At 40.1% G+C, this 13,545-nt stretch carries 14 protein-coding genes and 2 pseudogenes; 9 read left to right on the top strand and 7 right to left on the bottom strand.

Annotation, left to right across the window (positions count from 1 at the left end; genetic code table 11):
• Positions 1-95 precede the first annotated feature (95 nt).
• From QE404_RS06720 to msrB, 4 genes are all read right to left on the bottom strand, one after another.
• Positions 96-914 carry a ferritin-like domain-containing protein gene (locus QE404_RS06720; protein WP_307448282.1) on the bottom strand — a complete coding sequence of 273 codons (819 nt, stop codon included), beginning with the start codon at positions 912-914 and terminating at the stop codon, positions 96-98.
• Positions 915-938: 24 nt separating this feature from the next.
• Positions 939-1,646: a ferritin-like domain-containing protein gene (locus QE404_RS06715; RefSeq protein ID WP_307448279.1), complete on the bottom strand. Its 708-nt coding sequence runs from the start codon at positions 1,644-1,646 to the stop codon at positions 939-941.
• A 131-nt stretch (positions 1,647-1,777) separates the two neighbouring features.
• A complete protein-coding gene (locus QE404_RS06710; RefSeq protein ID WP_307448277.1) occupies positions 1,778-2,347 on the bottom strand; it encodes a fasciclin domain-containing protein in 570 nt (189 codons plus the stop codon).
• A 142-nt stretch (positions 2,348-2,489) separates the two neighbouring features.
• A complete protein-coding gene (msrB, locus tag QE404_RS06705) occupies positions 2,490-3,005 on the bottom strand; it encodes a peptide-methionine (R)-S-oxide reductase MsrB (protein ID WP_307448275.1) in 516 nt (171 codons plus the stop codon).
• An 85-nt stretch (positions 3,006-3,090) separates the two neighbouring features.
• Here msrB and QE404_RS06700 point away from each other — a divergent pair, with 85 nt between their 5' ends.
• A complete protein-coding gene (locus QE404_RS06700; RefSeq protein ID WP_307448271.1) occupies positions 3,091-3,663 on the top strand; it encodes an RNA polymerase sigma factor in 573 nt (190 codons plus the stop codon).
• A 1-nt stretch (position 3,664) separates the two neighbouring features.
• Positions 3,665-4,495, top strand: coding sequence for an anti-sigma factor (locus tag QE404_RS06695; protein WP_307448269.1), 831 nt, complete (start codon positions 3,665-3,667; stop codon positions 4,493-4,495).
• Between the two features lie 42 nt (positions 4,496-4,537).
• Here QE404_RS06695 and QE404_RS06690 read toward each other — a convergent pair whose 3' ends face one another.
• Entirely contained in the window at positions 4,538-5,806 is a 1,269-nt protein-coding gene (locus QE404_RS06690) for an NAD(P)/FAD-dependent oxidoreductase (protein ID WP_307448266.1), read from the bottom strand.
• A 142-nt stretch (positions 5,807-5,948) separates the two neighbouring features.
• Here QE404_RS06690 and QE404_RS06685 point away from each other — a divergent pair, with 142 nt between their 5' ends.
• Together QE404_RS06685 and QE404_RS06680 are read left to right on the top strand one after the other, a co-directional pair.
• On the top strand, positions 5,949-6,959 hold the full coding sequence (locus QE404_RS06685) for an aldo/keto reductase (protein WP_307448263.1): 1,011 nt from the start codon (positions 5,949-5,951) through the stop codon (positions 6,957-6,959).
• Positions 6,960-6,967: 8 nt separating this feature from the next.
• Positions 6,968-7,909: an aldo/keto reductase gene (locus QE404_RS06680; RefSeq protein WP_307448260.1), complete on the top strand. Its 942-nt coding sequence runs from the start codon at positions 6,968-6,970 to the stop codon at positions 7,907-7,909.
• 158 nt (positions 7,910-8,067) lie between these two features.
• Here QE404_RS06680 and QE404_RS06675 read toward each other — a convergent pair whose 3' ends face one another.
• Positions 8,068-8,670, bottom strand: a complete 603-nt coding sequence (locus QE404_RS06675) for a DNA-3-methyladenine glycosylase (protein WP_307448258.1) — start codon at positions 8,668-8,670, stop codon at positions 8,068-8,070.
• Positions 8,671-8,799: 129 nt separating this feature from the next.
• Between QE404_RS06675 and xth the strand changes: the two genes are divergently transcribed.
• A complete protein-coding gene (gene xth / locus QE404_RS06670) occupies positions 8,800-9,573 on the top strand; it encodes an exodeoxyribonuclease III (RefSeq protein ID WP_307448256.1) in 774 nt (257 codons plus the stop codon).
• 22 nt (positions 9,574-9,595) lie between these two features.
• On the opposite strand, the pseudogene QE404_RS06665 reads toward xth, so the two are convergent.
• A pseudogene (locus tag QE404_RS06665) lies at positions 9,596-9,832 on the bottom strand (succinate dehydrogenase/fumarate reductase iron-sulfur subunit); the annotation flags it as partial.
• Between the two features lie 234 nt (positions 9,833-10,066).
• Here QE404_RS06665 and QE404_RS06660 point away from each other — a divergent pair.
• From QE404_RS06660 to QE404_RS06645, 4 genes and pseudogenes are all read left to right on the top strand, one after another.
• Positions 10,067-10,663, top strand: coding sequence for a YciE/YciF ferroxidase family protein (locus QE404_RS06660; protein WP_307453791.1), 597 nt, complete (start codon positions 10,067-10,069; stop codon positions 10,661-10,663).
• A 416-nt stretch (positions 10,664-11,079) separates the two neighbouring features.
• Positions 11,080-11,751 (top strand): annotated as a pseudogene (locus QE404_RS06655) (GLPGLI family protein); the annotation flags it as partial.
• A 432-nt stretch (positions 11,752-12,183) separates the two neighbouring features.
• Complete coding sequence (locus QE404_RS06650) at positions 12,184-12,723, top strand: serine hydrolase domain-containing protein (protein WP_307448253.1); 540 nt, start codon at positions 12,184-12,186, stop codon at positions 12,721-12,723.
• A complete protein-coding gene (locus QE404_RS06645; protein WP_307453363.1) occupies positions 12,645-13,280 on the top strand; it encodes a serine hydrolase domain-containing protein in 636 nt (211 codons plus the stop codon). The genes QE404_RS06650 and QE404_RS06645 overlap by 79 nt, the downstream gene beginning before the upstream one ends.
• Positions 13,281-13,545 lie beyond the last annotated feature (265 nt).

Raw genomic sequence — 13,545 nt, 5'->3', positions numbered from 1 at the left:
AATATTATCATACCGTTACAAATATCACTGATGCACAGAATAAAAATCCTTCCCCGGACACCGGGAAAGGATCACACCTAAATATTATGAAAGTATCAGACAATAAATAAAGATGCTATTGCCTGAGCGTCACTTCCAGTGAGTATTTCGTCAAATGAAGCGGAACCTGCTGCTGCTCCGAATGCTGCTGCGGTATTGTAACCCGCCTGGTTGGTATTATCTTCACCGCTGTACACAGGGTTGGTTGCTGAAGGCATATTTCCTCCATTGGCAAGTTCTATCCAGCCCTTGTTGGCTCTCATTCTTCTTACCTGGGATGCATGCCTGGCCTCTACAGAATGGATCTGCAACGCAGCCTGTAAGACCGTTTTGTTGGACATCACGTTTCCAGCCTGGCCTTTGTAGGCCCTTACCCCAGTATCTTCAAATGCCTGTGCAAGAATCAGGAACTGGTTGTAGTTGGTAAAAGGTGTAAAATTACCACTGGCCGTAAAGTCAAAGGTAGGTTTGGCACCCGGAGTTACACCAAGGGATGTCAATGTGCTTTTCAGGAAATTAACGTGGGCAGATTCATGCTTGGAAATCTGCATGAAAACCGTTCTGTCCGAATTTGGGATCAGTCCGGCTGTGGAAAGTCCGATGGCGTAATATTCATTTTCCAGGTATTCCAGTACCAATGCCAGCTGAAGGGCATCTGTAAGTGCAGATTTCAGGAATGTTGAAGAAGCGGCTGTGGTTTCAGTCTCTGCTGCTTTTGCAGGGGTAGACAGTAAAGTTCCCAGTCCTAGCGGAACGGCAGCGACAGCTGCTTTCTTTCCGAATGACGATATTTTTGTTATGGTTTGCAATCTGGTAGCTTCTGTAGAAAAAAACTGATCGTCAGAAAGCTTATCGAGTAATTTAAGAATGTTCATAATAGTGATTTTTAAGGTGGTTAATTACATGATACCTCTTTCTATCCAGGTAAAAGGAGTTTTTATGAAGCCGCCGGCTACTGCAACAATGTCTTTTGGTTCTTTCGCCAGATCCAGTCCGTTGGAATCAATGACATCATCACCGGAGAATGCTGCCGTTCCAGGATTGATAAGGTCCCTGATCGCTGATGCGTGCCTTGCTTCTACAGATACTATTTTACCTGCGATAACCAGATACGCTGCATTGGTGATATATTTTCCGGCACCGTTGTATGCAGCCACACCAGTATCTTCCAGAGCCTTCGCTGTAGCAAGTACAGAATCCCTGCTGTTAAAGTTTACATTCGGATACTGGAATTCAAGCGTAGGAAGAACATTGGATGTCGCACCGCTGATGGCAGCCTTGAAGAAATCCCTGTGGATCACTTCATGATTGTAAAGATCCGTGAAAACCTGCTTTTCAACACTTGAAATGCCGGAATAGAAATTGTTTACTACTTTAGTATAAAAATCTGCTTCAAGCTGTTCAAGAGCATAAGCATAGTTCAGTACTCCTACATCACCGCTTCCAAGGTCAAAAACCTTTCCGTTCATATCCTCGAAATCGTCGTCGTTACAGCCAACCAAGGTAAGTCCTGCCATGGCAAGCCCTATACCGCTGAGCTTTAAAAAGTTTCTTCTGCCTGTATCCAGAGTTGCTCCCTGGTTAGACACGCTGATCGTTTTTTTCATAATATTATTTTTAATGGTTAAGTATGCTGAGACCAGTCTGTATTAAGGTAAAGCTGATCCGTACAATTGTAAACGATAATGGAAAAAACAGCATAAAATGGATTTATGCTGTTTCAATTAACAAACCACTCTTACGGCATCAACACCGTATCTATAACATGAATTACACCATTGGACTGATTGACATCAGCGATGGTAACTTTTGCACTGTTCCCTTTGGCATCCTTTACATACAGGTCTTTGCCTTTAGTCCAGAAAGTAAGCTCTTCACCTTCAACCGTCTTCATCATACTTTTTCCGTTTCCTGCTTTTACGGCTGCCCAGATTTGCTTGGCGCTGTATTTTCCTGGCAGAACATGATACGTTAAGATTTTGGTCAGCATTGCTTTGTTTTCAGGCTTTACCAAAGTCTCTACAGTACCTTTAGGAAGTTTGGCAAATGCTGCATCCGTTGGTGCCAATACGGTGAACGGTCCGGCTCCCTGAAGAGTTTCTACCAATCCTGCGGCTTTTACAGCTGCTACCAATGTTTTATGGTCTTTGGAATTAACCGCATTTTCAATAATATTCTTGGAAGGGTACATAGGAGCACCACCTACCATTACTGTTTTTTCTTTTGACATCTGAGCATTGACATGTCCGCTGAATACGAATGATAATGCTACCATGCTCAAAGCTGTGATTTTTGTTCTTGTGTTCATCTTTATTGAATGTATTAATGTGTTAAACTATTATTCTACTGAGCTTTCGCTCTTACTGTCATTTACGAGACCGGTTTTCATCCGGATTTCTTTTATTTAAAATTTCACCTATATTTTATGTAAAGTATTGATAAACAGAATTTTATTTTTTATTGAGCGGAACGAAATCAAGGCAAACGGAATTCATACAGTACCGTTTTCCGGTGGGTTTGGGACCGTCATCGAAGCGGTGTCCCAGGTGGGAGTCGCATCTTCCGCATAAAACTTCCGTTCTTTCCATATTATAAGAGGTATCTTTTCTGTACTTTACACTGTTCTTACGTATCGGCTGGTAAAAGGAAGGCCATCCGCATGTTGTTGCGAACTTGGAAGTGGACACGAAGAGGGGATTGCCGCAGACTGCGCAGTAATAAGTCCCTTTCTCATCAAACTCGCTGTACTTCCCTGTAAATGCCATTTCGGTAGCGCCTTCTCTGGCCACCTGATACAGTTCAAGCTTCAGGATTCTCTTCCATTCACTATTGCTTACTTTCAGTGGAGTGGTGGCAGTACGAGAGTAGTAAGGGTTATTGGTTTTAAAGTGATTATTTTGTGCTGTAGCTGTAACCGCAATATTCAAAAAACCGATTGCTATTGCTTTTATAAGGATATTTTTCATTTCGCTTGAATTAAATTCTACAAAATTTATGTACGATATAAAAGATTGCCCGGTTTTTGCATGATGTGATTTTTATTCACTACATTTGAACGGAAATACTTTACTTATTAAAACAAATTACTATTCGGAAGAGCAGCTTATCCTTCTACTTAAGGATAAAAACGAAAATGGTTTTCATTATCTGTATGACCATTATTCGGGCGCTTTGTATGGGGTTATCCTCCGGATCGTACAATCCAAAGAGTATACAGAAGAAATCATCCAAGACGTTTTTGTTAAAATATGGAATTCCATTGCCCAATATGATGCCGGCAAGGGAAGATTTTATACATGGATGATTAATATTGCAAGAAATACAGCGATCGATTATTTAAAATCTAAATCATTTCAAAACGAATTGAAAAACCAATCGCTTCCGGATTTCGTATATGATTCTGCAGAGCTTTCTGTTCAGGATAATACATCTGATCATATCGGATTCAGCAGTATACTCGGAAGTCTTGAAGAAGATAAGCAGCAACTTATTGATATGGCCTATTACCAGGGATATACGCAGAATGAAATCTCCGAAAAACTGAAAATGCCGTTGGGAACTGTAAAAACCAAAATGAGAAGCGCACTGATGAAATTAAAAGACTTGCTAAAAGATTACCAATAAATTGAATACTAAAGAATACATATCATCCGGAATCATAGAATCCTATATTCTAGGTCTTGCTTCTCCTGACGAGGCAAGCATTTTGGAGTGTGTGATGAAGAACAATGCTGAAGTGAAAGCAGCATTTGAAGAAGCACAGAAAATATTGGAAGATCTTGCTACAGCTCAGGCTGTCGCACCACCTGCCGATCTGAAATCTAAAATCTGGAATAAGATCCAGCAGGAACAGATTACCGAACTTCCAGCAACTGCTGTTTCTGAAGAGCAACCGGAACATCACATTAAACCGGTTAATGATACCTTTACAGCTGCTCCTGAAAAGAAAAGCGGTTGGAAAACCTATGCTGTTGCTGCAACGGCATTATTCCTTGTAAGTACGGCCGCCAACATCTTCTGGATGAATGAGCGCGCAGAGAGTAAAAAACAGATTGCACAGCTTGAATCTCAGCAAAAAAACAATGCCATTGCCCTGCAAAATATGCAGCAGAAGTGGAATATGATTTCCAGTCCTGAAATGAAAATGGTCATGCTGAAAGGAGTTGAAAAACATACCGAATCTAAAGCTATGGTCTTTTGGGATACTAAAACAAAAGAAGTATACCTTTCCGCAGATACGCTTCCTAAAGCTCCTGAAGGCATGCAATACCAACTTTGGGCTATAGAGGGGGGTAAACCTGTAAGCGCAGGAATGTACTCAGAGGATAAAGATGCTAAAATTGCGCTCTCTACGATACCTCAGGCGCAGGCCTTTGCGATTACCCTTGAAAAGAAAGGTGGCAGTGAAGTTCCTACGATGGAGAACATGTATGTAATGGGAGAAGTTAGTTCATAGTCATATTCTTATGTTATTGAGTGTTCATGGTCAATTAGGTTTTTAATCCTTACTGGTATTTTTCTTGGGCCTTAAAATAAGCCTTATAGAAGGATTGTTCGTTACAAATAAGCGCATCCAATCTAATGCCAAACGTATTTTACTTCCGAAGGTTACCAGAGGAATAATATGGATAAAAAGCCAGGTAAGCCACGCGATAAAGCCTTTGAAGGAAAATTTAGGAAGATCTACCACGGCCCTGAATTTTGAAATGATGGCCATGCTTCCTTTATTATGGTAGCTAAAAGGTTTGAGTTCCTTGTTTTCTTCCATCCGGATCAGGTTTACTGCCAGGTTTTTTCCTTGCTGTATGGCGACCTGGGCAAGCTGCGGATGCCCTTTCGGATACTCTTTGTCTGTCAGCTGAAGCGCAATATCCCCTAAAGCATAAATATCTTCCGTTCCTTGTACTTTATTATAAGCATCGGTGAGAATCCTCCTGCCTCGTCCCAAACTTTCTTCCGGCAACCCTTTTACTTCCCTTCCGATCACTCCGGAGGTCCAGATCAGGGTTTCGGTTTCTATGGTTCTGCCGTCGGAGAGAATTACTTTGCAGTCTACATAATCTTTTACCGATACGTTCAGCAGGATCTTTACCCCGAGCTTTGTCAGGGTTTCATAGGCATCCTCCTGAGCCATTTTGCTCATAGGGGACAGCAGGGTAGGTAGCGCATCAATCAGATAGAGGTTAGAAAGGCTCATTTTAATTTCCGGGTATTCCTTCTGGGCAATATACTGTCCCATTTCTGCAATCATTCCAGCCAATTCCACACCCGTAGGGCCGCCGCCTGCAATCACAATATTCTGTAATCTCTCTGCTTTTTTAACATCTTTATTCCGGGCTGCTTCTTCAAGGGTAAGGAGCATATAATTCCTCAGATAAAGGGCTTCCTCGATGGTTTTCATAGGCAGGGCGCAGCGCTGTACATTTTCCATCCCGAAGAAATTGGTCTCGGTGCCCAATGCCAGGACTAGATAATCGTAGGTTATATTTCCGGTATCTGTTTCCAGCACATGAGCGGCAGGGTCTATCCGTTCAAGGCTTCCCATATGGAAGTGCACATTCTTATAATTGGAGAACATTTTACGGAACGGATAGCTGATATTGGACGATTCTATAAAAGAAGTGGCTACCTGGTAGATCAGCGGAGGAAAGAAATGGTAATTATTCTTATCGACCAGCGTGATGCGGAACCTGGAATCGTTTTTCAGAGATTTGATCAGGTTAATTCCTGCAAAACCTCCGCCTACGATCACGATATGCTTTTTCATATGATTAATATTCTTAGGTGTGCCTAATTTCCTTCAATAATAAGACCAAACGACCGGTAAAAACATGAAATTAAATCTCTGATATTGCATATGTGCACGATGTTTGCAGACCTATAGTAGCCAAATTTTTAAATATAAGAATATGAAACCAGAAATTTTAAATGAAAACCACAGACTTGGACTTGGAGGAGTCGCCATAGGAACCGCTTTCGGAGATATTACTGATGAACAGGCCAATGAAATCTTCAGCAAAGCATGGGATTTAGGCATTCGTTATTACGATACTTCGCCATGGTATGGTCTTACCAAAAGTGAAAGGAGATTCGGCTCTTTTTTAAAAGATAAAAACAGGGAAGATTTTATTCTGTCGACCAAAGTGGGACGAATATTTACCGAAGTACCGGAAGCGGATGTCCCGCCAACGATGTGGCAGAACCCGCTTAATTATGATTTCAAACACGACTATACCGCCGATGCGATCAAAAGATCGATTGAAGAAAGCCTGCAAAGGACAGGACTTGACCGTCTGGATATCGTTTATGTCCATGACCTATCCGAAGACCAGGTGGGAGACCGTTATCCGTATTTCCTCGAGCAGGCTAAGAAGGGAGCTTTCAAAGTGCTATCTGAGTTGCGTGACCAGGGTGTTATCAAAGCCTGGGGAATGGGCGTCAATAAAATAGAACCTATTCTCGACTGTATCGATAATGCGGATCCGGACATATGCCTTTCTGCAACGCAATATTCCATTCTTGACCATGATTTTACGGTGGATGTTTTATTGCCGGCCGTAAAAAAAGCCGGCGTGAAGCTGGTTTCCGGAGCCGGTTACAATTCGGGATTTATAGCCGGCAGGAACCGGTACAATTATAAAGAACTTATTCCCAAAGGTATGACGGAAAAGCGTGACAGGATTAAAGCGATAGCACAGAAATACAATACCAATATTGTGCATGCAGCCCTGCAGTTTGTATTGGCAGCAGACGAATTCGTATCTATTATACCGGGCGCGAGTAAGCCTGAACAGGTACAGGATAATGTTGATGCCCTGCACGCTGATATCCCAGCAGAGTTCTGGAAAGAGCTGAAATCTGAAAGATTAATCTATGAGAAGGCACAGGTTCCGGGTGATCATTCCACGTCTAATCAGTAAAATATAGGATGAAAAAGAGAACGATCAACCATACCGATCTGACAGTAGCGCCGATGAATTTCGGAGGAAATGTATTCGGGTGGACCCTGGATGAGAAGCAATCTTTTGAAATTCTTGACCGATTTGCTGATGCCGGCTTTAATTTTATTGATACCGCAGACACGTATTCCTGGTGGGTCAATGGAAAAGGAGGGCAGTCTGAAGAAATCATAGGAAAATGGATGAAGAGCCGCTCGAACAGGAACGATATGATCATTGCAACCAAAGTGGGCTCTGAAACCCGTGAACATGATTTTGACATCAGCAAAAAACACATCCTTAAATCCGTCGATGAATCACTGAAAAGGCTGGGTACCGATCATATCGATCTTTATTATACCCATTTCGATGATCATAAAACACCGGTAGAAGAAACGCTGGAAGCCTACGATGAAATTATCAGGGCAGGCAAGGTCCGGTATATCGGAGTATCCAATGTTTCTCCGGAACGGATCCGCGAGTCTTTTGAAGCAGCAGAAAAGCACAATCTGCCAAAGTATGTTGCCCTGCAACCGCATTACAACCTCATGGAAAGGGAGAAATTTGAAAATGATTATAATCCGGTGGTTAAGGAATACGATCTGAGTGTCTTCCCGTATTTTTCTCTGGCAGGAGGATTTCTGACCGGTAAATACCGTGACGAATCCGACTTTGATAAAAGTGCCAGAGGAGGCATGAACAAATACCTGAATGATAAAGGCATGAAAGTATTACAAGCGCTGGACGAAATCAGTGAAAAACATCAGGTAGGGCAGGCTTCAATTGCATTGGCCTGGTTGCTGGCAAATCCGGCAGTCACCGCTCCCATTGTAAGTGCCACCAGTGATTCTCAATTGCATACTTTGTTTAAAGCAGTGGATGTAAGTCTTGATGAACAAGATTTGCAGATACTCAACGATTCAAGTAAATAGAATAAATGTAGTACATCAATGAGTAATTGGGTAATCAGTTTTTAAAAAGTTTAAAACTTTAATGATCATCAATTAAACTTGATATAAAAGCCGCTGAAAAATTATTTTCCAGCGGCTCTTTGTATTAATATCATTATTCCTAGTGGTAATGGCTTTGATCAGCTTCTGGGCTTACTGACATACCGGTTGCCTCTGACATAAAATCGCCACGCTAACAGCGCATCTTCCCCGGCATACGCTACCCCGATTCGCGGTCCCGAAACAATCAGCTCAGCAGCATAGGAAATTCCATGGTCTTCAATCCAGATTTCATCTCCGGTCAGATCTTTTCCGTTCAGGGATCGGTCAATTCCCAGTGCCTTGGCTGCCGATCCCGGTCCTGAAGAAATGGCCGGTTTGGAAGCCTGCATATTCCTGCGTAACTGCATCAGTTCCTGTCCTGATAAAGGTTCTACAGCTCTGATCAGCACTGCCTGAGGATCATCTTCCCAAGAAGTAACCACATTGAAAAGGTAATGGATACCATAACAAAGGTATACATAAGCGACACCTCCGTTCTGGTACATGGTTTCTGTCCTGCCGGTACGCCGCCCGCCGTATGCATGGGATGCTTTGTCTGCTATTCCGCCATAGGCCTCAGTTTCCACAATCATTCCCGCAGACATATTTCCTTCCGTACACGTATACAGGATCTTTCCTAAGAGGTCTTTGGCAAGAAAAAGGATATCAGGATTTCGGTAGTAAATTTCAGGTAACTTCATATGTACTGATCGGTTGTTTATGTATTGTAACTTTGAGTTCATAGCAAAAATAATGCACAACAGGACTGTTTTCACCTTACTGCTGGAATACTTATTGCGTTTTCAAATATCCCATTTAAAACAGAGCAAATGAAAATCGCAACCTATAATGTCAATGGAATCAATGCCAGGCTTCCCGTACTGCTGCGTTGGCTGGAGGAAGCTAAGCCTGATATTGTCTGCCTTCAGGAACTGAAAGCTCCACAGGAACGTTTTCCGGAAAAGGAGATCAATACGGCAGGATATCAGGCAATCTGGAAAGGTCAGAAAAGCTGGAACGGCGTAGCTATCCTCACAAGAAACCTGGAGATTACCAAAGTGCAGGATACGTTGCCTGGAGATCCCGGCGATGAACAGAGCCGTTATCTTGAAGCAATCATAGATCAGATGGTGATCTGCTGTCTTTACCTGCCCAACGGAAACCCTTATCCCGGACCTAAATTCGATTATAAGCTGTCTTGGCTGAAACGTCTGAAAAAAAGAACCGATGAACTGATTACCATGGACCTTCCCGCAATAATCATCGGCGATTTTAATATAATCCCTGAACCTATTGATGTCCATAAACCCGAACGCTGGGAAAATGATGCCCTGTACAGGATAGAAATAAGAAAAGCCTATCAAAACCTGCTGAAGAAGGGATGGCTTGATTCTATCAGAACTCTTTTTCCGGAAGAGAAAATATATACCTTCTGGGATTATATGTATAGATCCTATGACCGGGACGCAGGAATCAGGCTTGATCATATTCTTCTCAGTCCTTACCTGAAGTCTGCTTTAAAATCCGGTGGTGTAGACCGGAATGTACGCGGATGGGAAAAAACAAGTGATCACGCTCCAACATGGGTCTGCATCGAAAAATAAAAGCAGGAGATGGGGAAGCCGTTTACCCTCTGTTTACCCACGCCTTCATATATTCCCTGTTCAGGCGTGCAATATTGTCCAGCGAAATGCTCTTCGGACATTCCACTTCACAGGCCCCGATAACAGAACAGTTCCCGAAACCTTCTTCATCCATTGCCTTTACCATATTGAGAACGCGCCTTTGTGCCTCCACCTTATCCTGAGAGAGAAGAGCAAAATGATAAACTTTCGCACCTACGAAAAGCATGGTTGCTCCATTATCATTTAATGGTAAGAATAATTGTGTACAGATCGGATAAACTAAGGAATACAGCAGTCCGGTTCAGTAAATAGGCATCGATATGATCATTCATCGTTCGTGACTAACAGGCTAAAGCCAGTATTTGATGCGTATTTTAGGTACCACATCTTTTCAAATAAGAAAATTATTCTATAATCTGGTCTTATAATTGTATAATTACCAGCAATCACAATTAATCACCAAAATAGTATTATGGAAACGAAATCATCAGCTAAAAAAGCACCTGCGAAAACTGCAGCAAAAACAACACCGTCTAAGACAACCGCAGCTAAAGCCAGCTCAAAAACACCTGCTAAGAAAGATGCTGCCAAAGAACTGAAGGATCTTTTTGAAGATTCACTGAAAGATATTTACTGGGCTGAAAAAGCACTTGTAAAAGCTCTGCCGAACATGATGAAAAATGCTACCGATGAAAAACTGAAGAAAGCGATTGAAGATCACCTGGCAGAAACAGAAACCCACGTGGAGCGTCTTGAAGCCTGTTTTGAATCATTAGGAAAAAAAGCACAGGCGAAGAAGTGTGATGCCATGCAGGGTATCCTGGATGAAGGGAAAAGCATTATTGAAGAGACAGAACCCGGAGCAGTAAGGGATGCAGGCATCATTGCCGCTGCACAGAAAGTGGAGCATTACGAGATTGCTACCTACGGAACCATTTCTGCTTTTGCCAAAGTTTTGAAAGAGGAGGAGTGCCTTCAGCATCTTCTCCAGACATTGAAAGAAGAAAAGAAATGTGACGAACTCCTGACAAAGGTGGCCGACACCAATTTAAACAGCAAAGCTTTATAGCTAATATTGCTGAATATATATTGAGAGATCCGTAAATACGGGTCTCTTTTTATTTATTGTTAATGATGCTGATCGATAAGAAAATATCAATAATCAACGGATGAGTTTACACTTTAAAATCTCATTAAAGTGATATATTAATTGTATATTTACTTACCACCTTTAAACTATGTCCATGAAGCACTTAGAAAGAATTTTAAGAAGCGAGATGAAAAATATACATACAGAAGGATGCATAGAAGAATCACATCATAGGTACTGTTGCAATTTTACCGGATGCAATACATCTATATATTATAATGATAAGGATTTGTTCTGTTTTGATGCTGGAACCCGTTTGAAAAAATATTAAAATGAATGGTCTTTAATTTTAAATTTATATCAGCCTGTGAAAAGTATACTTCTTTTCTGTCTGCTTTTACCATCCATTTACTATTCACAGGATTATTAGATTTACTTATAATTACAAATTTGTTGCGGACACCTTAGAAAAAGATACTGTTTCCGAAGAGCTCGTGGTCTTAGATTTTAATGAAAAAGAAAAATACTCTGTTTTTACCGGCCTTAGGCATATCATTTCCGATTCAACCATGAGGGTACAGGCAGAAAGGGGAGTGATGGCGTTTCCTGATCCTTCCATGAAAGTCAGGTATGTAGTAGAAAAATCTTCTGATGGCCCGGTATATTTTTACAGTCCCAATCATGCGCCGGATGCCGTTATGAAAGTTAAGGAACCAAGAGCGCTAACCTGGAAAATATCAGATGAAAAAAGAAACCTGATGGGTTACAACACTCAAAAAGCAACAACAACATTTGCCGGAAGGCAATGGATCGCTTGGTTCACCGCTGAAATTCCCATTTCGGACGGGCCTTATAAATTTCACGGATTGCCAGGACTAATTCTTGAAGTATCTGATCATACAAATACCCATAGATTCAGCATCGTATCCATACAGAAAAATAAATCTCATTACCTTGTTTTGAATGATCCTACGTATAAAGTGGCGAAAAGTATGACGCTGGAAGAATATGAAAAAATATCACAAGAAAGCCCTCTGGAAAGGTTTAAGAAAAAGGCTTTTACATGAGATATCATCTTTAAGACTGATGAAGAAAAACAAGGATTTTTAAAAAGTATGGACGATAAAATAATGGAAAGTAAAATACATGACAATAATCCTATTGAATTAATTCCAAGTAACTACAATCTATAATGATATAATTCAAATTAATTAAAAATTCTTATAAATAATAATGCATCATCAGGATTTAAAAATACCTGCTAAGAAAACAGAAATTTCACTTACAATTTAGTTCAACATGGTATTAGAAAAACAGAAGGATAGCACCAAACTTTAATTTCTGTGCTTTTTGATTTGAAGGCATTCCGAATTCACTTTATTTTTGTAAGTTAGCCCTGTAAAACACATAGGTTAACTGTCGGTCTGAATAGATTTTCAAGCCAAATCCGTTACTATCGCCAGTCTGCTTTTCCTTATAAATAATTTTAAAACAGAACGATGAGAAGAATATTTTCACTAGTCTTAATCATAACAATTTCAAATATTTCTTTTGGACAAAAAACTCAAAGCCAAAGAATTGATAGTGTATTTACATCACTATACCAGAAGAAAATGTTCAATGGAAATGTATTAATTGCAGAGAAGGGGAAAATCATATTTGAGAAAAATTATGGTTTAGCGAATGAAGAGACCAAACAAAAACTTGATAATAATACAATTTTTGAATTAGCATCAATTTCTAAACAGTTTACCGCTATGGGAATTGTTTTATTGGAAAAACAAGGAAAATTAAAATATGACGATAACATTTCGAAGTATATTCCTGAATTAAGTTTCTACAGAAACATCACGATAAGAAACCTACTTAATCATACCAGCGGGCTTCCTGACTATATAAAGCTTTTTGAAGAACATTGGGATAAAACAAAAATTGCTACCAATCAGGATATTGTCAATCTATTTGTACAATACCAACCAAAGTTATATTTCAACCAGGCGAAAAATATGAGTACAGTGACACAGGCTATACTTTATTAGCACTTATAATAGAAAAAGTGTCACAAAAGACATTTGGACAGTTTCTGAACGAAAGCATTTTTAAGCCATTAAAAATGAACAATACCTTTGTTTACAGAAGGAGATTTGAATCAAAACAAATAAAGAATTATGCTCTTGGTTATATTAATGATAATTTAGGTCAAAAAGTACTTCCAGACAGTATCGAAAAGGAATCTTACACCTATTATCTGGACGGCATTGTGGGCGACGGAACCGTAAACTCTACTACGGAAGACTTGTTAAAATGGGATAGAGCACTTTATACTGATACATTGATTAATTCAAAAGATAAAGAACTCATGTTCAACTCTGTGAAAACAAAAGATGGAGAAGAAACTCAATATGGATTTGGCTGGTTCATAGGAAATTCAAAGAAATATGGCAAAATCGTCTATCATTCCGGAGGCTGGCCAGGATATTCCACCTTTATAGAAAGGCATTTGGATAATGACAAAACAATAATAATCCTTCAAAATACTTCAGATACAAAAATAAATTCTGCATTGCAACTAATAAGAATGATTTTGTATAATTGATTGCTTAATAAATAATTATAGGATTTATTGTAGAAGCAATTGCTTTTTAAAATGAAGAATTAATTTTTAGCAGGACAGATTGGAAGCATCTTTTTGCTCAAAGTATATATAATTTAACATAATATAAATTATAGGATTTTTTGTTATTGTATTGTAGAGCTTAAATATGCGCTCAACTTCTACATATTTATACAGCATAACCATCGTGAGTATCATGCACAAGTTCTATCTACCGCCATAAAGACCCAGATCCTGCTTAAACTGG

Origin of the sequence: Chryseobacterium camelliae (assembly GCF_030818575.1) — a bacterium.
In the GTDB taxonomy this organism is placed as follows: Bacteria; Bacteroidota; Bacteroidia; order Flavobacteriales; family Weeksellaceae; genus Chryseobacterium; species Chryseobacterium camelliae_A.
Note: the sequence above shows the minus strand (reverse complement) of the source record. Positions and strands in the feature narration are given on the sequence as shown.